This window comes from Arthrobacter sp. R4-81 (assembly GCF_054792365.1).
The window spans coordinates 3,971,870-3,997,651 of the sequence record NZ_CP096445.1 but is presented as its reverse complement, the minus strand read 5'-3'; the positions used below and the strand labels follow the sequence as shown (position 1 = coordinate 3,997,651).

At 62.3% G+C, this 25,782-nt stretch carries 22 protein-coding genes, 1 tRNA gene and 1 other RNA gene; 10 read left to right on the top strand and 14 right to left on the bottom strand.

Features of this window, described 5'->3' with window-relative positions; genetic code table 11:
• Positions 1–23: 23 nt before the first annotated feature.
• Genes purL through purS form a run of 3 tightly spaced genes read right to left on the bottom strand, consistent with a single transcriptional unit; the run spans position 24 to position 3,380 of the window.
• Positions 24–2,342, bottom strand: a complete 2,319-nt coding sequence (purL, locus tag M1E05_RS18360; protein WP_458113149.1) for a phosphoribosylformylglycinamidine synthase subunit PurL — start codon at positions 2,340–2,342, stop codon at positions 24–26.
• A complete protein-coding gene (purQ, locus tag M1E05_RS18355) occupies positions 2,339–3,127 on the bottom strand; it encodes a phosphoribosylformylglycinamidine synthase subunit PurQ (protein WP_461163820.1) in 789 nt (262 codons plus the stop codon). The genes purL and purQ overlap by 4 nt, the downstream gene beginning before the upstream one ends.
• Position 3,128: 1 nt before the next feature.
• Entirely contained in the window at positions 3,129–3,380 is a 252-nt protein-coding gene (gene purS, locus M1E05_RS18350; RefSeq protein WP_247046177.1) for a phosphoribosylformylglycinamidine synthase subunit PurS, read from the bottom strand.
• A 314-nt stretch (positions 3,381–3,694) separates the two neighbouring features.
• Here purS and M1E05_RS18345 point away from each other — a divergent pair, with 314 nt between their 5' ends.
• Positions 3,695–3,901, top strand: coding sequence for a hypothetical protein (locus tag M1E05_RS18345; RefSeq protein ID WP_458113151.1), 207 nt, complete (start codon positions 3,695–3,697; stop codon positions 3,899–3,901).
• A gap of 506 nt (positions 3,902–4,407) precedes the next feature.
• On the top strand, positions 4,408–7,518 hold the full coding sequence (locus tag M1E05_RS18340; protein ID WP_461163819.1) for a S8 family serine peptidase: 3,111 nt from the start codon (positions 4,408–4,410) through the stop codon (positions 7,516–7,518).
• A 113-nt stretch (positions 7,519–7,631) separates the two neighbouring features.
• Here M1E05_RS18340 and M1E05_RS18335 read toward each other — a convergent pair whose 3' ends face one another.
• From M1E05_RS18335 to M1E05_RS18320, 4 genes are all read right to left on the bottom strand, one after another.
• The gene (locus M1E05_RS18335) at positions 7,632–8,003 is read right to left on the bottom strand and encodes a type 1 glutamine amidotransferase family protein (RefSeq protein ID WP_458113153.1); all 372 of its coding nucleotides are present in this window, start codon (positions 8,001–8,003) and stop codon (positions 7,632–7,634) included.
• Positions 7,987–8,982, bottom strand: coding sequence for a 3-methyladenine DNA glycosylase (locus M1E05_RS18330; RefSeq protein WP_461163818.1), 996 nt, complete (start codon positions 8,980–8,982; stop codon positions 7,987–7,989). Before M1E05_RS18330 ends, M1E05_RS18335 begins: the two co-directional genes overlap by 17 nt.
• A 4-nt stretch (positions 8,983–8,986) precedes the next feature.
• Positions 8,987–9,568 (bottom strand): SSI family serine proteinase inhibitor, encoded by a 582-nt coding sequence (locus tag M1E05_RS18325; protein WP_461163817.1) that lies wholly within the window; start codon positions 9,566–9,568, stop codon positions 8,987–8,989.
• 68 nt (positions 9,569–9,636) lie between these two features.
• The gene (locus M1E05_RS18320; RefSeq protein ID WP_461163816.1) at positions 9,637–10,158 is read right to left on the bottom strand and encodes a MarR family winged helix-turn-helix transcriptional regulator; all 522 of its coding nucleotides are present in this window, start codon (positions 10,156–10,158) and stop codon (positions 9,637–9,639) included.
• Positions 10,159–10,289: 131 nt separating this feature from the next.
• Between M1E05_RS18320 and M1E05_RS18315 the strand changes: the two genes are divergently transcribed.
• Entirely contained in the window at positions 10,290–10,517 is a 228-nt protein-coding gene (locus M1E05_RS18315) for a hypothetical protein (RefSeq protein WP_309108215.1), read from the top strand.
• A 142-nt stretch (positions 10,518–10,659) separates the two neighbouring features.
• Complete coding sequence (locus M1E05_RS18310) at positions 10,660–10,851, top strand: hypothetical protein (protein ID WP_309108214.1); 192 nt, start codon at positions 10,660–10,662, stop codon at positions 10,849–10,851.
• 100 nt (positions 10,852–10,951) lie between these two features.
• On the opposite strand, the gene M1E05_RS18305 is transcribed toward M1E05_RS18310, so the two are convergent.
• Positions 10,952–12,310 (bottom strand): aspartate kinase, encoded by a 1,359-nt coding sequence (locus tag M1E05_RS18305; protein WP_458113157.1) that lies wholly within the window; start codon positions 12,308–12,310, stop codon positions 10,952–10,954.
• Positions 12,311–12,614: 304 nt separating this feature from the next.
• Here M1E05_RS18305 and M1E05_RS18300 point away from each other — a divergent pair, with 304 nt between their 5' ends.
• The 3 genes from M1E05_RS18300 (at position 12,615) to M1E05_RS18290 (ending at position 15,890) form a co-directional block, all read left to right on the top strand.
• Entirely contained in the window at positions 12,615–13,583 is a 969-nt protein-coding gene (locus tag M1E05_RS18300; RefSeq protein WP_461163815.1) for an ABC transporter ATP-binding protein, read from the top strand.
• Positions 13,580–14,722 (top strand): ABC transporter permease, encoded by a 1,143-nt coding sequence (locus M1E05_RS18295; protein ID WP_461163814.1) that lies wholly within the window; start codon positions 13,580–13,582, stop codon positions 14,720–14,722. The genes M1E05_RS18300 and M1E05_RS18295 overlap by 4 nt, the downstream gene beginning before the upstream one ends.
• A gap of 67 nt (positions 14,723–14,789) precedes the next feature.
• Positions 14,790–15,890, top strand: coding sequence for a hypothetical protein (locus M1E05_RS18290; RefSeq protein WP_461163813.1), 1,101 nt, complete (start codon positions 14,790–14,792; stop codon positions 15,888–15,890).
• Between the two features lie 30 nt (positions 15,891–15,920).
• On the opposite strand, the gene recR is transcribed toward M1E05_RS18290, so the two are convergent.
• From recR to M1E05_RS18270, 4 genes are all read right to left on the bottom strand, one after another.
• Positions 15,921–16,520 (bottom strand): recombination mediator RecR, encoded by a 600-nt coding sequence (gene recR / locus M1E05_RS18285; protein ID WP_458113161.1) that lies wholly within the window; start codon positions 16,518–16,520, stop codon positions 15,921–15,923.
• A gap of 106 nt (positions 16,521–16,626) precedes the next feature.
• Positions 16,627–19,572, bottom strand: coding sequence for a DNA polymerase III subunit gamma and tau (locus M1E05_RS18280; protein ID WP_461163812.1), 2,946 nt, complete (start codon positions 19,570–19,572; stop codon positions 16,627–16,629).
• Positions 19,571–19,667: signal recognition particle sRNA small type (ffs, locus tag M1E05_RS18275), an RNA gene on the bottom strand. The genes M1E05_RS18280 and ffs overlap by 2 nt, the downstream gene beginning before the upstream one ends.
• Before the next feature lie 109 nt (positions 19,668–19,776).
• Entirely contained in the window at positions 19,777–20,103 is a 327-nt protein-coding gene (locus M1E05_RS18270; RefSeq protein WP_461163811.1) for a hypothetical protein, read from the bottom strand.
• Positions 20,104–20,458: 355 nt separating this feature from the next.
• Between M1E05_RS18270 and M1E05_RS18265 the strand changes: the two genes are divergently transcribed.
• Positions 20,459–20,543: transfer RNA gene (locus M1E05_RS18265), tRNA-Ser, on the top strand.
• 102 nt (positions 20,544–20,645) lie between these two features.
• Here M1E05_RS18265 and M1E05_RS18260 read toward each other — a convergent pair.
• The gene (locus M1E05_RS18260; protein WP_461163810.1) at positions 20,646–21,557 is read right to left on the bottom strand and encodes an oxygenase MpaB family protein; all 912 of its coding nucleotides are present in this window, start codon (positions 21,555–21,557) and stop codon (positions 20,646–20,648) included.
• 186 nt (positions 21,558–21,743) lie between these two features.
• On the opposite strand from M1E05_RS18260, the gene M1E05_RS18255 reads away from it, so the two are divergent.
• On the top strand, positions 21,744–23,081 hold the full coding sequence (locus M1E05_RS18255) for a M23 family metallopeptidase (RefSeq protein WP_461163809.1): 1,338 nt from the start codon (positions 21,744–21,746) through the stop codon (positions 23,079–23,081).
• 156 nt (positions 23,082–23,237) lie between these two features.
• Positions 23,238–24,167, top strand: a complete 930-nt coding sequence (locus tag M1E05_RS18250; RefSeq protein WP_458113166.1) for a phosphodiesterase — start codon at positions 23,238–23,240, stop codon at positions 24,165–24,167.
• A 47-nt stretch (positions 24,168–24,214) separates the two neighbouring features.
• On the opposite strand, the gene M1E05_RS18245 is transcribed toward M1E05_RS18250, so the two are convergent.
• Complete coding sequence (locus M1E05_RS18245) at positions 24,215–25,630, bottom strand: stealth conserved region 3 domain-containing protein (RefSeq protein WP_458113167.1); 1,416 nt, start codon at positions 25,628–25,630, stop codon at positions 24,215–24,217.
• Between the last annotated feature and the right edge of the window lie 152 nt (positions 25,631–25,782).

Below are 25,782 nucleotides of genomic sequence, written 5' to 3'. Positions count from 1 at the left end.
CGGAGCAATCGATGGGGTGGGGATCAGTCGAAGTACTTCGGCAGGGTGGCCTCGTGGGCTTCGCGGAGCGAGTCAAGCGGCAAAGGCTCGACGCCGTTGATCTCCAGTTTCCCGCTGGCAGCGTCCACCACGCCAATCCGGAGGTGCTCGAAGTTACGGGCGGTGCACATGTCCTTAAAGCGGATCTCCTCGGAGCGGGGCACAGCCACAACGGCACGGCCCTGCGACTCGGAGAACAGCGCCGTGAAGAGGTCAACACCGTCGCGGTCCAGGACGTCCTGCAAAGCGATGCGTGCACCAACGCCGTACCGCAGCGAGGACTCCACGAGGGCTGCCGCGAGGCCGCCTTCGGAGAGGTCGTGCGCGGAGTCAATCATGCCGTCCCGTGAGGCGTTGATCAGGATTTCACCCAGTGCGCGCTCGGCGGCGAGGTCGACCTTGGGCGGCAGACCGCCCAGATGTCCACGCAGGTTGGACCATTCCGAGCCGTCCAGTTCTGCCGAGGTAGTGCCCAGCAGGTAAATGGCCTGGCCATCCTCGCGCCAACCCGACGGCGTGCGCCGGGCGACGTCGTCGAGCTTGCCCAGAACGGCCACCACCGGCGAGGGATGAATCGGAGTGCTGCCCGTCTGGTTGTACAGCGAAACATTTCCGCCGGTGACCGGGATGCCCAGCACCATGCATGCGTCGGACAGGCCGCGGATGGCCTCGGCCAACTGCCACATGACGTCGGGATCTTCGGGAGAACCGAAGTTGAGGCAGTCGCTGACGGCCATGGGCACAGCCCCGGCAGTGGCTACGTTGCGGTACGCCTCGGCCAGCGCGAGTTGTGCTCCGTGGTAAGGGTCGAGGTAGGTGTAGCGTCCGTTGGCGTCAGTGGCCAGGGCCACGCCAAGACCGGTTTCCTCGTCCACACGGACCACACCGGCGTCGTCGGGCATGGCCATTGCCGTGTTGCCGCCCACGTAGCGGTCGTACTGGTTGGTGATCCAGGACTTGTCGCACATGTTGGGCGAGGAGATGAGCTCGGTGACAGCTGCGGCCAGTTCAGCAGGGGCGGACGGGCGGCCCGCATCCTGTACCGAACCGGTGAAGGAGTCGGCCTGAACGGCGTCCTGCCACTCAGGGCGGGCATACGGACGGTCGTAGACGGGACCGTCGTGGGCCACAGTGCGCGGGTCCACGTCGACAATGACCTCACCTTCCCAAGTGATGATCAGGCGGCCGGTATCGGTCACCTCGCCGAGCCAGGAGTACTCAACGGCCCACTTGTCCATGACTGCCTCAAAAGCAGCAATGTTCTCCGGCGTGACCACGGCCATCATGCGTTCCTGCGACTCGGACATCAGGATTTCGCCCGGAGTCAGAGTGGGGTCACGCAGCAGGACAGAGGTCAGTTCAACTTCCATTCCGCCGTCGCCATTGGAGGCGAGTTCGGACGTTGCGCAGGAGATGCCTGCCGCGCCGAGGTCCTGGATACCTTCGACCAGTGAACCCTTGAACAGCTCAAGGCAGCACTCGATCAGGACCTTCTCCGCGAACGGGTCGCCCACCTGCACAGCGGGACGCTTGGACGGCTTGGTGTCGTCGAAGGACTCAGAGGCCAGCACGGAGGCACCGCCGATTCCGTCACCGCCGGTGCGGGCACCGAACAGCACCACCTTGTTCCCCTTGCCGGAGGCATTGGCCAGGCGGATGTCCTCGTGGCGCATGACGCCGACAGCCAGGGCGTTGACCAGCGGGTTGCCCTGGTAAACGGAATCGAACACCATTTCGCCGCCGATGTTGGGCAGACCCAGGGAGTTCCCGTAGCCGCCGATGCCTGCCACAGCTCCATGCATAACGCGGGCCGTGTCCGGGTGGTCAATGGCACCGAAACGCAGCGGATCCATCACGGCAACAGGGCGGGCGCCCATGGAGATGATGTCGCGGACGATGCCGCCGATGCCGGTCGCTGCACCCTGATAGGGCTCCACGAACGACGGCGAATTGTGGGACTCGATCTTGAACGTCACGGCCCAGCCGTCGCCAAGATTGGTGACGCCGGCATTCTCGCCGATGCCCACGAGCATGTCTTTCTTCATCTCGTCCGTGACCTTTTCGCCGAACTGGCGCAGGTGGTTCTTGGACGACTTATAGGAGCAGTGTTCGCTCCACATCACCGAGTACATGGCGAGCTCGGCGCCGGTAGGGCGGCGGCCGAGAACCTTTACTACCTCGTCGAACTCATTCTGCTTCAGGCCCAGTTCGGCCCAGGGCAATTCCGTGTCCGGAGTCTTGGCTGCGTTCTCGACGGTGTCGATGTTGAACTTCTTGCTGACGGTTTCAGCTGAGGTGCTCACTTGGCGTCTCCCACAATCTTGTTAAGGACGGAGGTGAAGAATCCGAGGCCGTCGGTGTCAGTGCCGCCGATTCCGTCGAGGGATTCGGGGCCGTAACCCACCTCCACTGCGTGCTCCGGGTGCGGCATAAGGCCCACCACGTTGCCGGCGGTGTTGGAGATGCCTGCAATGTCACGCCGCGAGCCGTTCGGGTTGAAGCCGACGTAGCGGAATACAACACGACCTTCGGCCTCAAGGGCGTCGAGCGTCTTTTCGTCCGCAATATACTGGCCGTCCTGGTTCTTCAGCGGCACAGTGATTTCCTGGCCGGCTGCGTAGTCGGTGGTCCAGTGGGTGTTGTTGTTCTCCACGCGCAACACCTGGTCGCGGCACATGAACTTCAAATGGTCGTTTTTGATCATCGACCCGGGCAGCAGGTGTGACTCGGTGAGGATCTGGAAGCCGTTGCAGATGCCGAGGACGGGGAGCTTCGCATCCGAGTTCGCAGCATCAATGATTTTGGACATCAGCGGAGCAAAGCGCGCGATCGCGCCGGCCCGAAGGTAGTCCCCGTAGGAGAATCCACCGGGGATAACGACGGCGTCGACGTCGCCGAGGCCAGTGTCCGCGTGCCAGAGCGCAACCGGAGTGGCGCCTGTGAGACGAACGGCGCGTGCGGCGTCGCGGTCGTCCAGGGTGCCGGGGAAAGTTATCACGCCGATCTTGGCGCCGGTGAGCCTGCTGGTATCAGGAGAGCCGGCGGAGGGAGCCGCGGCTGCTTCGCCGATCAGGGGAAGTTCAGTCATCTCAGGCCTCGACGACCTCGACGTTGACGACGTCCTCGATCACCGGGTTGGACAGAAGCGTTTCGGCAGCTTCGCGTGCCTGTGCGAGGACGGCATCCGTCACCTCACCGTCCACGGTCAGTTCAAAGCGCTTGCCCTGGCGGACAGAGCTGAAGCTGGTGAAACCCAGCCGGGGGAGTGCACCCACAATTGCCTTCCCCTGCGGGTCCAGAATCTCGGGTTTGGGCATGACGTCAACGACGATCCGGGGCATCCGGTAACTCCTGTGCGTGAGCATTGGGTAAGGGCGCAGCGGAGGGGTGCCGTCTCACGCCGTTCCGCTGTTGCCTGAACTGCCTGTCTGGACAGACCGAAAAAGCGTGAAAAGGGCGCTCCGCGAGCTTGCTAGACCAGTCTACCGGGGATAGTGGCCCGCGCCGTATTCGGGCGGTTCAGGTGAACCGGACTTGGGCTGCCCCGAGCGAATAAGTGGACGATTAAGGGAACTGGTAAGGGGCGCGGGCAGCCTTGGACAATGGCCGACGGCGGGCTCTGGTCTTGCCCCACCCCGCTCATTAGGATGGCGCCATGGTTGATAAGCCGAGATCCCTGTTATTGCCCATCATGGCGGCCGCAGTTTTTGCGGGACTTGGACGCATGGTTTTTCAGAAACTGAAGGCGGACCGCGCCGTCCGGCAATCCAACCGCGCCGCCCGGCAGGTCAATGTGGCCGGTGACATGGACGAGAAAACGCGGGCATGGATCAGTGATGTGGTGAGGACACCGCGGGAATAATTTCCTGAAAAGGACCGCCAAAAACTTTAATTGTTCTTTTTCCGCGGGTTAAATTCCCTGCGACGATGGTATTTTTCTTCATATCGGCACCTTGCCGCGCTGCGCTGAAACTCGGCGTTATTACGCGGGCGGAAAGCCGGTTGCCTCAATTTTTATGTGCTGTTCTGCCTCCAGTCACGGGGACGCTGGCAAAGGCAGAAACCAGCGATACAGGCAACCCACATCGGCGGGTGGTTCTCACTGGGGGGAGCCACCCGCTTGTTCTTTCCTCCGGCCCGCACCACCGTTTATGCCTCCCCTCTTTTCAGATGACAAAAGGGCTACGAAAGGTGTGTGCTATGTCATATTCAGCTATCAGTCTGTACTCTGTGACAGGGCTGGTCTCACTCTGATTACAGGAACTGTCATCGAGTTGTTGCGCCCAGCCATGTTGAGACCGGCGACGCCGGACCATTCCTCATGAAAGGTCTCACCCACCCGTGAAATCACCACGACACAGCACCCCAATGGGTACAAAGGGTAGAGGAATTCGGAAGGCAACGGCATTAGCCCTTGGTCTTCCGCTGCTCCTCGGAACCGTCGCTGTCAGCCCCGCTACAGCGGTGCCGGCAGCTCCCGGTGCAGCAGCCACCCAAAACGACGCCCCTACGGTTTACCAGGATGGCCGGTACATCGTGGTGCTTGCCGAAAAGGCAGCGGCCGCCTACGAAGGCGGAACAGCGGGCTTGCCCGCCACCAAACCCCAGCAGGGCCGCAAACTCGACGCGGAGGGCCAGAATTACAAGGCCTACGATGCCCATCTGCGAAAGTCACAGCGGGAGGTCGCGGCACAGCAGGGGGTTACTCCTCAGAAGCAGTTCACAGCCGCCCTGAACGCCTTCGTTGCCGAGCTCACCGCCGAGCAGGCTGCCGATCTGGCAAAAGACAGCAAAGTGCTTAAGGTTGCCCCCGACACGCAGAACGCTCCGGATTACACCACCACCGATTTCCTGAAGCTCACCGGACCTGACGGGGTTTGGGCCAAGCAGTTTGGCGGCGAGGCCAATGCCGGGAAGGGGGTTGTGGTGGGCGTCATCGATTCGGGGTACGCCCCTGACAACCCGTTCCTTGCCGGAGAAGCAGTGCAGCCCCTTAAGGGGAAGGCAGAAGTCGGCGTGCCCTACCGGACTGCGGATGGCCGGATTGCCATGCTGAAGGCAGACGGCACCACGTTTCAGGGCGAATGCCAGAAGGGCATCGAATCCGGCGCCGACTTTGACGGCAGCCTCTGCAATTCAAAAGTCATCGGCGCCCGCTACTTCGCGGACGCGTTCCTGGAGGGCGTGGAGCCGGAGCACCGTGCTCCCGAGGAACTGATTTCACCGGTCGACGTCGGCAGCCATGGCACACATACAGCCACCACTGCCGCGGGTAATGCCAATGTCGAACAAACGATCGATGGCAAGAGCTTCGGCAAGAGTTCAGGCGTCGCTCCTGCTGCCAAAGTTTCTGTGTACAAGATCTGCTGGGAAGACGATGATCCGGCCACCGGCGGCTGCTACTCCTCCGCCTCCATCGATGCCATCGAAGCCGCCATCAAGGACGGCGTGGATGTGCTCAACTACTCAATTTCAGGAAACACCAACAGCACCACAGACCCGGTTTCCCTGGCGTTCCTGAATGCCGCCGCAGCGGGAGTCTTCGTCTCAGCCTCGGCAGGGAACTCAGGCCCCACGGCTTCCACCGTGAACCACGCTGCCCCGTGGCTCACAACTGTGGCGGCCTCCACATTCCCCAGCGAATTGCTGGGAACAGTGAAGGTCTCCGACGGCTCGCTGTACCGTGGTGCTTCCATCATGAAGGCAGAAGTCAAGGATGCTCCCGTTGTGGTGGCGGCCGACGCCGCTGCCTCCGGAGCCACTACGGCCAACCTCTGCGGTCCGGACACCCTGGATGCAGCAAAGGTCGCCGGAAAGGTTGTGGTTTGTGACCGCGGCGTGATCGACCGTACGTTCAAGAGCCTGGAAGTCCAAAGGGCCGGCGGCGTGGGCATGATCCTGGTTAACCTCACCGCCAGCTCTGAGGACGCCGACAACCATGCGCTGCCCACTGTCCACGTGAACGCACCCAAGAGCCTTGAGCTCAAGTCCAAGTTGGCTGCCAACCCGGCCCTGACCGTCAGCCTCGTCCAGGGTGACCTCACCGGTGAGCCGCTGCCGGCCGTTCCCCAGATCGCCGGGTTCTCTTCCCGCGGCCCAAGCTTGGCCTCCGGAGGAGACCTCCTGAAGCCGGACGTCTCGGCTCCCGGCGTCAACGTCCTGGCCGGCGTATCCACGATCGGCAATGCGGGCGCGCAGTTCGGCTTTATGTCCGGTACGTCCATGGCAGCCCCCCACATCGCCGGTTTCGGTGCCTTGGTGCTCGGCAAGCAACCCAAGTGGACCCCCTCCATGGTCAAGTCCGCCATGATGACAACGGCTTACCCGCTGGTCAATGCGGACGGCTCGCCGAACAAGGATCCGTTTGCAGGCGGTGCCGGTCACATCGACTCGACCCGTGTCCTCGACCCCGGGCTGGTCTACAACTCCGGCGTCAAGGACTGGCTCGCGTTCCTCAACGGCCAGGGCATGGATACCGGTTCGCCTGAAGCCGGCAGTATCCCAGCACGCGACCTTAATCTGGCGTCCATTGCCTTGGGCAGCCTGGTGGGAGAAGTCAGCGTCAAGCGCCAACTGACTGCCTTGGTCCCGGGCAAGTACACGCCCGAAGTGAACATGCCGGGATTCGATGTCCACGTTGAGCCGCAGGTCCTGAACTTCGCCAAGGCCGGCAAAACCCGCGAAGTCACCATCACCATCCGGAACGTCAGCGCTCCCATGGGTAAGTTCAGCACCGGCACGCTTACCTGGAAGGGGCCTCGGACCGTCAGTTCGCCCATCGCGATCCGTCCGGTCGACGCTCAGATCGCTCCATCGTTCTCCTTCAGCTCCAGCACAGGAGACGGCAGCGGAACTCTTGACCTGGTCTCCGGTTCGGATGCGCCCATTGCCGTAGCAGTGGAAGGCCTGGCTCCCTTGGCGGAAACCTCCGTCACCAAGACCCCCGGTGCTTTCGCTCCCAGGAACGATGAGCACAATGCGGTGATTAAGGTGACCGTTCCGGAAGGCACGGAATTCACCCGCTTGGGTATCCAGGCGGAGAGTGAAGACGTCGACTGGGACATGGTGGTCTACGCGCCGGACGGTAAGGGAGGCCTCGAGCCCACCCAGGTGGCGACGGCCTCTGCCAGTGAGTTCCTGGAGCTGGACGCCCCCCGCGCCGGCACCTACTACATCGTGGCCAACCTTTACTCCACTCCAGAGAACGGTGCTGCCACGGCCCGCGTTCAGGCTGTGTCTTTGGCCGGGGACGCGGGCAACCTAACGGTGAGCCCGAACCCGATCGTTGCACCCAACGGCACCCCTACCACGGCCACGGTGAACTGGTCTGGCCTGGAGGAAGGTTCCTACCTAGCCCGCCTGAACCTGGGCCCCAACGGCATCACAACGTGGGTCAGCGTCAAGGTGGGTGCTGCCTCAGCGGCAGCTCCCGCCGGTGGCCTGACGACATCCTCCGTTGACGCGGTGCCAGGCGTCTAGGAGGTTACTGGAACAACGTAAGAGCAAAGGGAACGTCCCGGGCAGGGTACGCTGCCCGGGACGCTCTGTTTGCCGGCCTGTTTGGCGGGGGTTTTGTGTGGATCTTCGGAGACCTACACGAGGCCGCGACGGGAGGCCGGCCCGCCCAGCAGCGGTTCCATTGCACGCCAACGGGCGATCTCACAGCCGTCAGTGAGGCTGAACCTGCTACTGACCCGCCGCCCATGGAGGACACCCGTCACAAGCGCAACCTGGGGGCCGCCGTATTGCTGCGTGCAGATCATGTCCGCCCGGCGGGGGGCGAAGAAGATCTCCTCACCGAACCGTTTGACGGCGGCCAACGCGGCGCCGGGGTCCGGCACCGTGGACTCGGGAGAGACGGATCCATTGCGGATGAGAAGCCGGAAAGTGCTCTCCCCGCCGTCCGGCAGACCGCTCACCTTTGCCGTCAAATCCACCTCCGCGGATTCAGGCAGGGCGCTCATGTTTCGCCTCGGATGGCTGAGCTGGGGGCGACATCGCACCGGCAGCCTCAAGTAACGGTTTCAGCGCCTCCAAGAGCCGCCCGCGCAACGCCTGGGCTTCGGCCGAGAAGGCCCTTTGGTGCTCCACGTATTGCGCTTTGCCTTCGGCAGTCTCGATCCGGATGGCGGGATAGCCCCATTGTTCGAGGTCGTAGGGCGATGCCTGCATGTCCATGGCCCGGATCCGCCAGGACAGTTCGAAACAGTCCATCACCAGTTCGCTCGGAAGCGCGGGCGATAGCTTGTAGGCCCATTTATAGAGGTCCATGTTGGCGTGGAGGCAGCCTGGCTGCTCCATGGACCGCTGGTTTTCCCGGCTCGGAGAAAGATCGTTCAGTGGAATGGCGTCGGGTGTATAAAAGCGGAAAGCATCAAAATGTGAGCAGCGGATCCGGTTTTCCTCCACCACGCGGTCGGTTCCGGTACTTCCCAGCCGCAGTTGCAGGTACTCATGGCGGAGCTGAAATTTGTCCTGCCGGTACACCATGGCCCATTCGTGGAGTCCGAAACAGCCGAACTGGCCAGGCCGCAGTGCTGTCCCCTGCAGGATGATGCCCGCAAACCGCACCGCCTCGAACCTGTCCCGCAGGAATGACGCCCGGTCAGAAGCCAGCGCGACACTGCCTGGAGGCAGCCCCGCTGAGGCGAGTTCGGCGTCGTCGAGCTGCCGGTAGTATTTCCACCCGGCTCGTGTCTGCGCCTCCGTCCCGGAAAGTACGACGGCGTCCCCAGGGTGCCAGCGCATCAGCTGGCCGGGTTTTTGGGTGTAGTAAGTGAAAAGGAAGTCCTCCACCGGGTGCTTTTGCCCGGCGGAACGGCGGGCAATATACGGCTCGGAGTACTGGCGAACCCGCAGCTGATGGGCTGCCTCACGGGCCATCCAGTTGTCCGGCGACAGCACATGCTCCTGCTGCGGCCAGTTGACCTGAGGGAATCGCATGGCGCTAGAGGGCTCCGCCGGTTGGGCCCAAGACATCCTTGGCGGCATTCCAGGCAGCAATTTCGCATCCGTCCGTGCGGGAGAAGCCTACGTCTACGGGTGTTCCATCCACGATTCCCGTGACTGTGGCGCGCTGCGGGCCGCCGTATTGCTGGGTGCAGGCCCGATCCGTGCTGCGGGCCGGCGGATTCAGTATTGCGGGGTGATTCTTGAGCGCTGTGCAAGCAACCTCGGCCTGGGGGTGCTTACTTTCCTCGGCAGGCGCGCCGTCCTGGCACACCAGCGTGTAATTGATGGCCGGTTCGGTTTCCGAAGGGGTCACCACGATGGCAAGTTCCACGTTGCCTTGCCCTGGTCCGGTACCAAGCGGGGACTCTAAGGGCGGCGAGGGTGCTGGTTCGGTAGTTTCGATGTCGGGTGGGACTGTAGGCGTGGCCAGAGTCGAAGGCTGGGTTGAAGCAGAAGCGGTGCCATTCGAGGCCGTCCCCGTTGGTGTGGGGCCTGCAGTGCCGCCGACCGGGGAACACGCTGCGAGAGCGGCGGCAGCGAACACCGTGAGCAATCCGTGGATGAGCCCCTTGCGCATTACCCGTTCCCCTCTGTTTTCCTTATTCTATCGCCGGCCATCCCGGAAGCGGCGGCCGGGGCAGCTGGCTACTCTGCAAATGCGTCTGCCGCTGGCTCCGCAGACGCGGCGATCAGGCCCATCATGGACGCATGGAGCTGAGTGACCTGCTGCCGGGTCAGGCCGAGCCGCGTCATCATGGTGCCAGGCACGGCCGTTGCCTTTTGACGGAGGGCGGCTCCCTTGGCGGTCAGTTCGACGGCCAGGGCGCGCTCGTTTCCCACGGCGCGGCCACGGGTGATCAGGCCTGCGGCTTCGAGGCGCTTGAGCAGAGGGGAGATGGTGGCCGGTTCCTGGCTTAGGGCGCCACTGATGTCCCGAACCATCCGTGGACTGGATTCCCACAGGCACAGCATCACCAGATACTGCGGATGGGTGAGTCCCAGCTTCTCCAGCACCGGCTTGTACGCGGCCACGACATTGCGTGCTGCCACTGTGAGCGAGAAGCACAACTGATGCTCCAAGAGGAGGAGTTCGTCATCGTTGGCCTGACCGTCGGTGACCTTCACCTCGCTGATCTGCTCTTGGCCGGTTGCAAGCTGCTGCTTCATGATTCTCCTAAGTTAGTGCACTAATGATTAGCGTACACTTATGGAGAGAGTGCGTGAGGCCGGCTGGTGCGGGCGGCGTGGCAGCGCCCTGCGGTAGCAACGGTAAGAAGACAAAACCTGGAGGATTTCAGATGGCGGCAAAAGAAAACCGGGCACAGAGGTTTATGCGTGCAACAGGAAAGCTGCGGGCGATTTTCGGCCCGGCCAATCGCAGTTCCCTTTCCCACGAAATGACCGAAGAGAACAAAAAACTGCTGGCCAGCCGCGAAACCGAAAGCCAGCAGTGGGAAACGGTGAAACGGCCGGACGGAAGCACCTACGTCGTCCCCAAAAACCCCGGGGACAAGTCACTCCGTTAGGCCTCGGCCAGGCCGGAAACATTATGCCTCCGGGGCTTTTTCGGCTCTTCGGGCGTAAAATTGGCTCACTGGAACCGCCAGACAGCAGGAGCTCTGCTGGACCGGGAATACGGGGAAGGGGGTGGTAATTGTGGCTCGCGTAATGAACGGCTTTATCAACGTGACGGAGAGGCTCAGGTTCTTCTTCGGCCCTGCCACTCGCGGAGATTTTGATTCGCCCGTTGTTCACAAGCATGACGAGTTCGAGAGGGCTTCCGAGGAGGAATTGTCGCATTTCGAGGTCGAAACAGATTCCCATGGCCATCACTACGCCGTTCGTAAAGACGGTACGTGAAGCCCGAAAAAGAAGCACCGGCTGCCAGGCAACCGGTGCTTTCTCTTTGTGATCCTTGAGCTGGATGCAGGGGTATGGCTGGATCAGAGGCAGGCCTGAGTCAGCGTCCGGTGCCGCCGTACACGGTTGCTACGTCTTCGCTGTCCAGATCAAACGCCTTGTGGATCGCGCGCACCGCGTCATCCAGGAGGTCGGCGTGGGTCACCACCGAGATGCGGATCTCAGAAGTAGAGATCATGTTGATGTTGATGCCGGCGTCGGACAGCGCCTTGAAGAAGGTGGCCGAGACACCGGGGTGGGAGCGCATACCAGCCCCGATCAGCGACAGTTTGCCGACGTTCTCGTTGTATTCGACGCTCTCGAAGCCGATTTCTGCATGCGCAGCATGCAGCGCCTTCAGTGCATCCGCGCCTTCAACAATGGGAAGCGTGAAGGAGATATCGGTGCGGCCGGTGCCGTGCGTGGAGACGTTCTGCACGATCATGTCGATGTTGGAGTGCGCGTCTGCGATGACCTGGAAGATCGCCGCGGCCTTTCCGGGAATGTCCGGAACGCCAACCACGGTGACTTTTGCTTCGGAACGGTCGTGTGCAACGCCGGAGATGATTGGCTGCTCCAAGGCAACTCCCTCTTGAGTGGTGATCTTGTCATCAGCACCGGGCATGACCCAGGTGCCTTCGTTCTGGCTGAAGGACGAGCGGACATGCAGGGGAACGCCGAAGCGCCGGGCATACTCCACGCAACGCAGGTGAAGGATCTTGGCGCCGGAGGCTGCCAGCTCCAGCATCTCTTCACTGGAGATACGGTCAATCTTTTGGGCAGAGGGGACTACCCGCGGATCAGCTGTGTAGATGCCGTCGACGTCTGTGTAGATCTCGCAGACGTCCGCCTCCAGCGCTGCGGCCAGGGCAACAGCGGTGGTGTCCGAACCGCCACGGCCAAGCGTGGTGATTTCGTTCGTGCTGCGGCTCATGCCCTGGAAACCTGCCACGATGGCAATGTGTCCCTTGTCCAGGGCGGTCCGGATCCGGTGCGGGTCGACGTCGATGATGCGGGCTTTACCGTGAATACCGTCGGTGATCATTCCGGCCTGTGAGCCGGTGAATGACTGAGCGGAGGCTCCGAGCTTGTTAATGGCCATTGCCAGCAGGGCCATGGAAATACGCTCGCCCGCGGAGAGGAGCATGTCCATTTCACGGGCGGGCGCTGAATCGGTCACCTGGGAAGCAAGATCAAGCAGTTCGTCGGTGGTGTCGCCCATGGCGGAGACCACAACAACAACCTCATTGCCTGCCTCCTGCGCATCCACCACGCGCTTGGCTACCCGCTTGATGCCGTCCGCATCGGAAACCGAGGAGCCGCCGAACTTTTGCACGATCAGCTGCTTGGTGATGCCAGTGTTGTCGGGCAGTCCTTGTGACTGGGACTCGGTATTCACTTCGGTAGTGGGCATACTCATGCGCGCACCCTCACTGATTAATCGGGTTTCTGAAGGCCAGGCGGCCATGGCGGCACGACGGCGTAACTTATTGGCTCAGTTTATCGCCGGGGGAGGTCCACCGCTGAATTGTGACCGAATGGTGGCCGCGGCGGAAGAGCTTAGGAGGGGCTTCCCGCGTAGCATCGAATGATCATGGACAACCTGTGTCTTGGAAGCACCGCAGCTTTCAGGCAGTCCCGGGGTCACGAAAATTGTTGGGGGACAAGTGCAAGACGGCATGGACAATGACGGCAGTCAGGCAGCAGCTGGTCCTATCAGGGAGGTGTCATCCCCTGTTGGGCCACCCGCTGATGGTGCGCTCGATGAAGGACCAGCAAGCGGAATCATCGCCCGAGGGGTGAGCCGGAGCTTCGGCCCGGTTCACGCCGTCGAGCATATGGACTTTCACGCGCCGGCAGGCAAAGTGACCGCCTTGATCGGGCCCAATGGTGCAGGCAAAACCACCCTGCTGCTGATGCTGGCCTCGCTCCTGGCCCCGGATGCCGGAACCATTGCCGTTGACGGACTGAACCCCTCCACCCAGCGCGCTGAAGTCAGGCGAAGAGTGGGGTGGATGCCGGACACTCTAGGAGTGTGGGAGTCACTGACAGCCCGTGAGATCCTCACCCAGATGGGCCGTTTCTACCGCCTCCCGAAGCAGGGGATCCCCGACCGGGTGGCGGACTTGCTTGGCCTCGTCAGGTTGGCTGACCTCGCCGACCAGCCGGCACGGGTCCTGTCACGCGGGCAACAGCAGCGGTTGAGTCTCGCCAGGGCTCTGATCCATGACCCATCAGTGCTTCTCCTGGACGAACCGGCCTCAGGCCTTGATCCTGGTTCAAGGGTAGAACTGCGCATCATGCTGCGGGAACTCGCTGAGGCAGGCAAGGCCATTGTCGTCTCATCGCATGTCCTGAGCGAGCTGGATGAAATCGCCGACGGCGCAGTGTTCGTCAACCAGGGCCGCACCGTCAACAAGCAGACTGTGGAGGAAGCGACGGCGCGCGGACGACGGTATGCAATTTCCGCCGTCGACACCGAGTCACTTTCCCGGAAGCTCACCGAGCTTGGACTCGCCTTCCGCATCGAAAGCAGCCGCAGGCCGGCCGTCAGCCTCATGCTGATGAACGACGACGACGCCGCGCGGCTCCTGCGGGAACTCGTCCTGGCCGACGTCCCTGTCCTTTCGTTCGCTCCCGCATCCGGAGCCCTTGAAGAAACCTACATGACCCTTGAGGTGGAACAGCGATGAGCCAGGCAATCAGTGGGTCGCACAACGCCTCAACGGACATGAATGCCGCTGGCTATGCCGGCGGTATCCGGGACGTCATAGTCCTCGAACTCAAACAACGGCTGAGGTCGCGCGGCTGGTACATCATGCTGGGAATCTGGTTTCTCCTGACCGCCCTGGTGACATGGTTGACGTGGGCAAGCTGGAATGCCAGTCAGGCGTACCGCACCCAAGGCGGCGATTTTGGTTCTGTGGCGGGACCAACAGGCCCGGGTTCCATGATTTTTGAGATAGTGCTGGCCTTCGTGTTGCTCTTTGCCTTGCTCGTGGCGCCGGCGCTCTCGGCGAATGCCATCAACGGGGACCGCAGCGGCGGAACCCTTGCCATCCTTCAAATCACCCTCCTCACGCCGGGGCAGATACTCTGGGGAAAGTTCTTCGCCGCCTGGCTGGCTGCCCTTGCATTCCTCGTCACCAGCACCCCGTTCCTGATTTTCGGCGTCGTTCAGGGCGGCTTGACCCCGGGGCATGTGATTGTCGCCCTGCTGATGCTCACCGTCGAAGTGGGCATTGTGTGCGCAGTGGGCGTGGGGATTTCAGCGCTGACAGCACGTCCGCTGTTTTCCATTGTCACTACCTACCTGGCCGTGGCCGCGCTGGTTTTCGGCACCGTTATCTCCTTTGGCCTCGGCACGGGTCTCACGCATGGAACCATCCAAGCGAACCAGCCGAACTATTCCAACTCCAGCCCGCTCGTCCCGGAAGGCACGCCGGCTCCTCCTGCCTATACCTGCAGCGGACCCTTGCAGGAGCAAAGAGTGCCACGGACAGAGCGCGTGGCCTGGCTGCTCGCAATGAATCCCTATGTTGTGGTGGCGGACGCCATTCCCTACCCCGACCGCGCGGCAGGCGGCTACTTCTACTCAGGCGGCGCCATTGAATCGATCAGCCAGGGCGCGCGCTATGCAGTGGCCGGACCGGAGGGTACGTACCCTTGTGCCAACGGTGAGCCGCAGGAACCTTACCTGAGCCAGACGACGCCAATGTGGCCCCTGGGACTGGGGCTCCAACTGATACTCGCCGGGTTGCTCATTTGGCTGGGTTGGCGGTCTCTCCTTACTCCGGCCCACAAGCTGGCGCGGGGAACCCGCATCGCCTGAGCCCTTCCTGCCCAGCCGGCGCGTTCCTTTGCTGGACAGCCTGCGGGCAGAGGCTCACGATTGGAACGTGAGCCAGGACAAGGACAAGGACGAACCCGAGCCGGTCTATGAACTGATCGGGGAGGAAGCCCCTGGTTTCCAATCTGGCCACGGGATTGGCGCCGGGGAAGGCAGCAGCGGTGCAGCCGGCACTCCAGGCGCAGCAGGTGTTGCCGTGCGGCGGGCACTCAAAGACTGCTGGGAATCAGTTCGGAGCCTCCGTTTCTGGTTGCAGGCGCTCGCTGTCTTCCTGCTGTCATGGGCCAGCGCAGTCCTCCTCGTCATTGTGCTTATGACCGGCGGGACTTACACCACTGACGCCCACTTCTGGGCGTACATCCTCACTGCCGCACTGCTCGTGCTGGGAGCCTCGTTGCTGGCTTTCCTTTGGGGCTTTTCGATCCCTGAAAGGGCGGATGATGCCGGTTCTACCGGCTTACTGCATGCATGGTTCTTCGCTGCTGCGCGGGGCGTGGCCTTCACCGTTGCCAGTACCGTAGGACTGCTCATTCTCGCCACAGCCTCGAACGCACCTGCCGAGCTTGCCGGAGTCGCGGCGGGCGTTATGGTCTTTGAGTCTGTGGTGTTCGCGGGGATAGCGACCGGTGCGGCATGGTGGCTGCCCGGGAGAGGCGGACAGCTTCTTGCCTGGTCGACGACTGCGTTTCTGCTGCTTGGGAACGTCGCCGCCGTGATCGCCTTACTTCCGGCTGTGCGGCAGTACGAACCAACCCGGGTTGTCCTTAACGTACAGCGGGACGATTTTGGCCGGATCGCCTCCTACGAGTGCTCACCGGAGTTCTTGGGCATTGTCGAGGTCTTCCACACCGAACGAGTCGTCTGGTTGGGGGTCTCGCACCCGCTGCTCATTTTCGCTTTATTTGCCGGGGAGGCATCCCCCGGCACCGCTTCGCTTGGCTGGCTTCCAGCCGAGCTCGAGACTGCTGGAGCGGGGACCCAGATTCCATGCGTGGGGTCTGCAACTGCCGGGGCGAATGAGCAGGGGGAAACTGGGGGTCAGGTTCCTCTCGCACTCACCGGCATCGGTACTCAACTGGCCATGGCCGGTACCCTGCTGCTTGCCGGTCAGGGCGCTTCACGGCGTCGCGAATGGCTTTTATCTTCCTGACCAAAGGCACGGAGGCAGTCCCCGGCGCCGTTAGGTGAGGGCGTTTCGCCGCCCCTCAAAGGCTCGACCCAGCGTGACCTCGTCGGCGTACTCGAGGTCCCCACCCACCGGGAGCCCCGATGCCAGCCGGGTGACAGTTATGCCGATTGTCTTGAGCATGCGCGCCAGATACGTTGCCGTCGCTTCACCTTCGAGGTTGGGATCAGTGGCGATGATGATTTCCTGAATGGCGCCGTCATTGAGCCGGGTAAGAAGTTCGCGGATCCGGAGCTGCTCGGGGCCGATCCCGGCAATAGGGTTAATGGCTCCACCGAGCACGTGATACCGGCCCCTGAAGGACCGCGTCCGTTCGACCGCCAGAACATCCTTGGATTCTTCGACAACGCAGATCACTGAGGGATCGCGCCGGGGATCGCGGCAGATGTTGCAAAGTTCCTGCTCGGTGACGTTTCCGCACACGGTGCAGAACTTCACACGTTCCTTGACAGTGGTGATCGCCTCCACCAGTCGCTTCATGTCCTGGGGATCAGCCTCGAGGATGTGGAATGCCAGCCGCTGGGCCGATTTTGGACCGACGCCGGGCAGCCGCCCCAGCTCATCGATGAGCTCTTGAACTGCACCCTCGTACACTGTGTCCTCGTTTGTTCGGATGGATCTTGTTCGGATGGATCGTGCTGGTTGATTCGCAACCCCGCGCGCAGGTTCTGGCTCTCAGCCGAAACCCCGAGAATGGGAACTAGAAGCGCGGTGGAAGGGGACTGCCATCCAGGGTGCGCTCCTCCACGAGCTTTCCGCCCAGAATACGCTCGACGGCGGCCCGGCCAAAGACTCCGGATTCTTCAATGGTTTCATCATCAGCGCTGGGGACGTCTTGGACGAATGCCGCGCCGGTGTCAGCGGTGCGCGCGGGAGCTTTGGCCCGGCCAGCCTCCGCCTCCGGGCTGCTGGACAGCCGCTGATACAAGCTTTGCCGTACGGCTGTTTCACCCGGCGACGTGGCTGCCGAGACTGTGTAGGCCGAAGGTGTGCTTTTGGTTGGAGTTGGTGAGCTGGTTATTGCGGGCTTCTTCGCAGGCGCAGGCGCGGGCGAGGTTGCCGAGGCACTTCCCGGGCCAGCCATGGCTCCCACGGGCTGCGGGACCTGCGCCGCAGCAGGCTCGTACCGTGGAGTGGGTGCGGGCGGTTCTGCCGGCATGGTTGCGGGAGTCGCAGGCGTTGGCAACGAGGGGGCCGCAGACACAGGCGAATCGGCTGATCCGTTCCGGGAACCAACATTGGACTCTGCCGCAATGACCCAGACTCCCGGAGCCTGCTCGCGTGCATGTGCCCAAGGGTCGCTGGTGGCGGGCGGTTTTACTTCAGAGGCGGGATCATGGCCGGTAGTCGGAGACTTTGAGGGCGCAGGTGGTCCCGGCCTCGACTTGGTTTCAGCGCTGGCTGCAGGCTGCGGGGCAGGTATGTGCTGTCCGGGTTCGGCGGGAGGGTCCCACTCCATTGGGGGCTCATCGTCCAGCGGCGGAGCGTCTTCGTCGCGGGGCGGACCCCAGTCGTCGTCAGGATAGGAGTAGGAACCTGCCGAATCAGGCGCAGTGACGTTGGCGGCGTCGTTGTTTGCGGCAGCTGGGTCACGTGGCTCGTTCGGGACAGGGGTATTGGCGACGGCGGCATGTGCCACGGCGGTACTGGACGCAGCAGCCGGTGCCGGAGCGGGAGTTGGGGGAGGAGCGGATGCCGCAGCCGGTACCGGATCGAGGCCCCAGGCAGCATCAATGGATGCTGCCGGAACGCCCCGGTTAGTAGGCGCTTTTGGGTTTGGCTCAGCGCTCGCTGCACTCTTGGTTCCGCCCGCGACAGCTTCGATCTGGCAGTCGATGCCGATGGTCTTATGGATGGCTTGACGGAGGTTGTCGGAGTGGTCAGCCCGGCCAAAGGCGCCTGCCAAGCCGGATGTAGTGAAGGCGATGGTGAGTACCTGACCGTCAAACCGGGCAACCTGGGCATTGGGTTCAACCAAAGCCCACGTGCTGCGCTTGATTTTGGTCAGCGTCTGCAGAATGTCCGGCCACGCCCGGCGCAGAACCTCGACGTCGGACGAGCTCGCCCCCGGCCGGGCCGCTGCCGAAGATGCGGACTCTGCGCGGGCAGGAGGGCTTGCCGCTTCCATGGACGGGGCAACCGGAGATGCAGCTCTGGCTTCAGCGCCGGATCCTGTTGACGCTGCAGGTTGAGGTGCGGAAGGTTGGCTTGCGGCCGGCTCGGGCGGGATTGCGGCAATCTGAGGTGCGGCAGGGTGGCTTGCGGCCGGTCCGGAAGGTGTTGATGCCGGGCGTTGCCGCGCGCCATCAACCCCAGTGCCATCAACAGCAGGGGTTTCAGCCGCAGTGGTATCGGGAGCTGAGGCCGTGGTTGAAGGGGAGGTAGCTGAGGGCCCCGCTTGAGCCGTGACAGAGCCAGAAGCGGCAGGGGCAGCGGGATCGTTTCCGGCGAAGCTCAGCCTCCGCTCAACACGATCTATCCGAGCAGCGATGCCACGTTCGGTTTGTTCAGTGCTCGGAAGCAGAATCCGGGCGCAGAGCAGCTCAAGATGCAGCCGTGGGGAGGTGGCGCCTGTCATTTCAGTGAGTGCCGTGTTTGTCACATCCGCTGCCCGCGAAAGCTCGGCGGAGCCCAGGTTGTGGGCCTGGTTCTGGAGGCGTGCGATCTGATCAGCAGGCATGCCGCGGAGGATGGACTGAGCGCTTTCAGGCATTGCCTTGACGATGATGAGGTCGCGGAACCTCTCCAGCAGATCCTCCACAAACCTTCGGGGATCGTGCCCTGTCTGGATGACCCGGTCCACCGCGCGAAAGACTGTGGCGGCATCGGAAGCTGCTATGGCATCTACGACGTCGTCGAGCAGGGAGGCGTGTGTGTAACCCAGGAGCGCCACCGCCAGCTCATAGTCCAGGCCGTTGGGTCCGGCTCCTGCCATGAGCTGATCGAGGACAGACAGTGAGTCGCGAACGGAGCCGCCGCCCGCCCGGATGACCAGTGAGAGTACCCCGGGAGCTACCGGGACGTTCTCCTGATTGCACAGCAACTCAAGGTACGCCATGAGCGGCTCCGGCGGAACCAGCCGGAAGGGGTAATGGTGCGTGCGGGAGCGGATGGTGCCGATGACCTTGTCCGGCTCCGTGGTGGCGAAGATGAACTTGATGTGCTCGGGCGGCTCTTCCACGATTTTGAGCAATGCGTTGAAGCCGGCCGACGTGACCATGTGGGCCTCATCGATGATGAAGATCTTGTAGCGGTCCCGCACCGGGGCGTAGGTGGCGCGCTCGCGAAGATCACGGGCGTCGTCAACCCCACCGTGGCTGGCAGCGTCGATTTCGATCACATCGAGGGAACCTACACCTCCGCGGGCAAGCTCGATGCAGCTGGAGCACTTTCCGCACGGCGTATCGGTGGGACCTTCGGCGCAGTTGAGGCAGCGGGCCAGAATGCGGGCGGAGGTGGTCTTTCCACAGCCACGCGGACCCGAAAAGAGGTAGGCGTGGTTGACGCGGTTCTTCCGCAAAGCCGTCATCAGGGGCTCGGTGACGTGTTCCTGCCCGATAACGTCCGCGAACGAGTCAGGGCGGTATCTACGGTAGAGGGCAGTAGTAACAGTCACAGAGAAAACCCTACCAATCGGGACAGACATAAAAGACCCCCCATGCACCCGCCAGAGCCCATTTACCCTTGCTACCTTCCGGTCCTGGGGGAGTTCAACAGGATGACGCCACATGAGGGGCCGTCAGCAACTTTACCTGAAGTTTTGACGTCGCCAAATCGAAGGCCCACCCCAGTGGAAGACGATCGAAGTGCGGCACCGGTTGTAGCAAACACGAAACGGCGCAAACAGGATTCAGGGGGAGTGGCCGTCCACCGGCCAACTCATCAGGGCCGGTTCCTCATAAGGATGGGCAGCACGCAGCGCCAGCACAACGTCGTCGAGCTTTTCGCTTTCCACGATGCATTCCACCCGGACCTCATCAACGCGTTCGGGCTGGCCTACGGCACCTAAATAAGGCTCGGCGCCATCGAGCGGAGTGAACCTCCCCAAGCCACGGACGGCGAAGGAACAATGGGAATAGTTCCCGATCCTTCCGGCCCCAGCATCTCCAATTGCCGCCAGAACGGCGTCGGCATGGCTCTCCGGTACGTACGTAACCAGGGCATGTAATCGCGGCATATGCCCATCATCCCAGCCCGGATCTTTCTCCTGCCAGCGGACCTGCTCAGAAATTCCTTGCTTATCCGCGGCACACGGCGCAACATTGGATATGTAAACCGATTGGGCAATCTCAAGGTTGTGAGTCAGTGGGCCTGGCATGGGGGTTGGACCCAGTAGCTCAACGGTGAAGCCGCGGAGTGGGCGCATTGGGGGCGTCCATTTTGACGTTAAAGTCAGTCCCGGTTCCGCAGACCACTTTCCAGCCAGCCAGCCGCTGCAGTCCAGCCAAGCCAGAAATCCACCCAAATTCCTCAATTGGGTGATGCCGAAAAGTTCAGGTAGTCTAGTATCTGCTTTTGATTCAAAAGCTACTGGAGAATTCGCCTAGCGGCCTATGGCGCACGCCTGGAACGCGTGTTGGGTTAACGCCCTCGGGGGTTCAAATCCCCCATTCTCCGCGTTTTGGCCCCGGTCCTGGACCGGGGCCTGTTGCGTGCCGGGCCTTTTTCGTTTTCAGGTATCTGGATCAAGCTCCAGAGCCGGTGGAACGTCAGCCGGCTTTATCCTTCATATCCCAGGCGGCGAAGCCTGCGCCAGGCTGCCTGCTCGCTGGGGGCCTGACGTCCCAAGGCGACGTGCACGACACCGAGCGTAACTCGCGTAGCCAGCCGTACTGGCAGGGGGAGCGGACCCAGGCGCGCGGGCTGCAGCCTCAGGAGGTCCCGGTACTTTGGTTCAAGGCTGGACACGGCGGCGGCAAAAAGCACACGGTATCCGGGCTTCAACATCGGATGCAAAGGGGGGTTCCGGATAAAATCGACAGTTTCCTTGACGCTTTCATCAAAACGTAAGTCCCCGGCGTCGAACCAGCTGTCCAACTGCTTTTTCATCTCGAACTCACTGACGGGTGGCGCCTCGGCTCCCATCAGGCGCCCCGCCTGGGCCCACTCACGGACGTAAGCGTCAGGGCCTCCGGGGATGGGCCCGCCCCAGATTTTGTGGGTCTCCAGAAAAGCGTCCGTAAAAGCGATATGGACCCAGCGCAGGAGTTCAGGATCGTTTGCGTAGTAGGAGCGGGCTTTGCCGTGTCCGTCAACGTATTCGCCGCGAACCTGCTCATGAAGCCTGAGCACCCAGTCCGACGCTTCCCTCGCGGCTGTGGTTGAACCGTAGGTGACAGTCATAATCCATCGGATGGTGTGGGCGAGTCTCCCCAGTGGGTCCTCCCGGTAGTGGGAGTGTTCGCGGACGCCAGCCAGCACGCCGGGATGGAGCGTTTGCATCAGCAGCGCACGGATGCCGGCCACAATGGTGCTCATGGAGCCGTGCACGGTCCAGACAGCGGAATCCGGGGTGAAGTAGCCGGTGTCGTTTCCCTCCGCCAGCCGCGGCACCCACTCCGGAAGTGATACCGGGTTGCCGTTCAGAGTCCGTCTGATTTCGGCCTGCCACTCCTTGAGGATGTTACGCATGCTCTATTCTCACTCAATCAATTATTCTCAGTGGGATTCGCAAGATAACCTCAGGAGTTCCGCAAAGTTCCCTAAGCTTGAGCGGATTTTGGTCGATCAGGGTTCACAGGGTCCAGGCCCTGTGGTCCCATGGGTTAGTAAGTCCGCAGGTTGGGGTTGGCGGGCCGAGTCTTTTGGGAGTCTTGAGTGGGAAATCACGCCGCAGCAACCGGGCCGGGCAGCCGTTCCAACGGCCCTTGCGCCCTTGCTGTCCGTATTCTGGGTGCAACTGTCACGGTTGCCCTCGCCGGTTGGGCCTTCGGCGTCCAGGGTCCCGGAAGTCAAAATCCGGTGGCGTCGACGGCGCACCCGGGCTCACCGGCGTCGGGTATCACTCCCGGCGCCGCGGGTTCCGCAGAGGGTGCGGGCGTTCATGCTCCCGTCGGGTTCACTGCCGATCCTGCCGCCCTTGTTTCCTTTAGCCGCTCCATTGTCAGGACGACGTCCAAAGACGGCAAGCATGAACTGAACGTTGCCATCCAGAATATGCGGCGCCCTCCTGCCGGTTCCCTCATGGCTCCGCTGGAAGTTCTGGTTCCGAGCTCGCCATTCGGCCTCCGCACGAGCCCCATGACCGGAGCTGCCGGTGAATTCCATTGGGGGCAGGATTATGCTGCTCCGTGCGGCACCCGAGTCTATTCGGCCGACGCCGGTGTGGTCCGGGCCGTGGGCTGGCACCTGTGGGGTGGTGGCAACAGGGTGGAAATCGATCACGGCAACGGCCTCATCACCACGTACAACCACCTTGAGGCAATCGCAGTCAAAAAGGGGGAATCGGTCCAGGTCGGGGAAGTCATTGCACGGGTTGGAACCACAGGTTCTTCCACGGGCTGCCACCTCCATTTTGAGACCATTCTCAATGGGAAGCATGCCAATCCAGCCGATTGGAAGCTCTTGCCCACCAAGCAGGTTGATGAACTCGGATCCGTGGAGATGGTCAGCTACGCACCGGGCCAAAAGCGTCCGGACGGTGCCGAAACTCCACAGTGGGCGATTCCCGTAGCGGCAGATGGAGCACACGAAGTCGACGGCGGACACGACCATTCTGATCCCGGCATTGACGACGGTACATCCGGTCAGGATCCGAACTCGCCTTCACCTGCTCCTTCACCCAGCCCAGCCACACCTACTGTGCCCACGCCGACGCCGCCTGCCACGCCGACGCTGCCTGCCACGCCGACGCCGCCTGCCACGCCGACGCCGCCTGCCACGCCGACGCCTACTCCCACACCGACGCCTACTCCCACACCGACGACGGCTACGGAGACGCCCGCAACGCCGACACCGACAGAGCCCAATCCGACTCCGACGCCGACAGAATCAACGTCGTCGTCAGCGACGGCTGAGCCAAGTCCCTCTTCCACACTCAGCGCTGCAGCGGGGCCTGGCACGCCTACAGAGCTGGTCCCGTCGTGGGAACCAACAGCTCTGGCGTCTGCCGAGCCGACGGTGACACTGGAACCAGAAGTCACACCTACCCCTTAATGAGCGAATAATGTCCGATCCCCACGGAGGCCAATAAATCAGGATTATTCAACATGCCAGCCGGAGTTTGCACATTGTTTGCCTAAAGTCTGGTTGGATAAAGATTACTGAGAGGGACACTGGAAGCGCCGCTTCCAACCAACCACGAAGGCAGTAATGGAGCACATCGAGGCCGAACACCCCCGGCCACGTCATTTTCTACTCCACCTGAGCGATCCCCACCTGATGGGAGGTCCCGAACCCCTTTACGGCGCGATCGACAGCGAATCCCGCCTGGCCCAGCTCTTCCAGGAAGTACAGGCTTCGGGGGTGCGTCCTGAAGCCGTCATTTTCACCGGAGACCTCGCCGATAAGGGCGAGCCGGAGGCCTACGCCAAGCTTAGGGCCATCGTTGACCCGGCCTGCGAGGCGATGGGCGCACGGGTCATCTGGGCCATGGGAAATCACGACAACCGGGAACATTTTCGAACCGGACTGCTGGACCAGCCTGCAGATGACTCCCCGGTGGACCGCAGCTACTACGTCAATGGGCTTCGTGTTATCACCCTGGACACCTCAGTGCCGGGCTTCCATCACGGCGAACTCAGCGGGGCCCAGCTCGAGTGGCTTGCCGACCAGCTGGAAACGCCGGCGCCGGACGGCACCATTTTGGCCTTGCACCACCCCCCGGTCCCGTCGGTGCTAGACCTTGCCGTGCTGGTGGAATTGCGCAGCCAGGCGTCGTTGGCGGCCGTTCTGCGAGGCTCGGATGTTCGCACTATTTTGGCCGGCCACCTGCACTATTCCACCACCGCCAGCTTCGCCGGAATTCCCGTGTCAGTCGCTTCAGCGACGTGCTACACCCAGGACCTGAACGTTCAGGTAGGCGGTTCCCGTGGCCGGGACGGCGGGCAGGCATTCAACCTGGTTCATGTCTACGAACACACCATCGTCCATTCCGTGGTTCCGCTGGGGCAGACTCCCACTGTTGGTGAATTCGTCAGTGCAGAGGATACGCAGAAGCGGCTCGCAGCAGCCGGAATCGTCATCCCCGAACGGGCAAAAACCCAGGGAATTGCCAAGCCCAAGGTCGTCACCAGCCCCTGACAATACCCCGCTTGGCCTGTCCGTGTGGGGGGCTCTTGAGCCGGGGCTTACTTCTCCCAAGGCGCCTTGATGGGGAAGTAGTTTTCCAGGAAGTCAGTAACAAGGTCAGCGCGCTCATCAGCCGGGACCTCCGGGAAGCTGCCGTCGTTGAGGCAGAAGAAATCCATGTTCCTCTTGGCCAACAGCTTGGGTAGATAGTTCAGCCCTGCCCGCACCGTGGTGTCGATGTAGCGTACCTTCGCGGCTGTCTGGGTGGTGGCCCTTCCGGTCAAGAGCGCGTAGTAGTGGTAGAAGGAGTTGGTCACCGAGATGTTGTCGGCTGCCCGGAAGACGCTGGCCGCCGTCTTGGTGAACTCGTCAGGAAATTCCTTCTCCATCCGTGCCACCACGCTGCGGCGCAGAGGGGCTGCAGCGTGTTCCAGGTGCCTAGTGGTGATCCGGCCGAAGCGGTTCCAGAGGAGTTTCCGGTTGACCCTGGCGGCGTTTTCGAATCCGCTTCTCTCTGCGTCGTTATCGCCAAGGCCAATGCGGGTTTCCGCCTCGATGAACTTGGTGATTCCGCCTGGAGTGAAGAACATGTCCGGCGCGACAGCCCGGCCAAAGAACATATCGTCGTTGGAATACAGGAAGTGCTCGGAGAGGCCCTCGATGTGGTGCAGCTGGCACTCGACCGCCTGGGAGTTGTGCGTGGGCAGCACGGAGGGGTCAGCAAAGAATTCCTCGCTGCGCACAATCGTCACTGTCGGGTGGTCGGCCAACCATGCAGGTGCCGGCGAGTCGGTAGCGATAAAGATCCGCCGCACCCACGGCGCGAACATGTAGACGGACCGCAGGGCATACTTCAGCTCGTCGATCTGCCTGAACCGGGCCTCGTGGTCATCGCCCTCGCCCAGCACGGCTCCGGCCATCCGGGCGCGGCGGGCTGCAATGTACTCCGGGGAATTGCCGTCCACCCACGAGAAAACCATGTCGATGTCAAAGCTGATGTCGCTCGCATGGTCCGCAAACATGTTTTCGATAGTCGGCCAAGTGTGGCCATAGCGCTCCACGGTGCCGCGGACTGCGTCCTGGGCAAGCAGGGTACGCCTGGTCAGCGAGTTCTCGATCGGCAAGATCAGCTGGTTGCCTTCAAAGCTCCACAATTCCAGCTGAACGCCTGCTGAGGCGCCGAATTCGAAGCCGCCCTCAGGCTCAACACGGGGGCGGTAGAGGCGGAAGATCCTCGCCTGACGGTTGGTGGACAACTCGCCGTCGGCGACCAATACCGAGGACTTTTTCTTGACGTCCACCGTCATGGAATAGAAGGGCTCGTCCAGGCAGGCTTCGACTAGCGCGGAGCGGAGTGTCTTGCGGTCCTTCCAATCCAGTGCGATGACGGGACGGTCATTGTTGCCGCGGACCAGCAGATAGTCCAGACCGGCCGAGGCCAGCACATTGCGCAGGAACAGAAGATCCTCGACCATGGCCTGATACGGCGTCCGATTGGAGTTGATGAGGGCATAGCGGCCCCTGTGCCTGATGACGTCGGGGCGGTTCTTGAGGCGGGCGACAGCAGCCGGCGACGTTATTTCCGGATGGCTCCGGACGTCGTCGGATGGCTGGCTGCCGTAGTAGA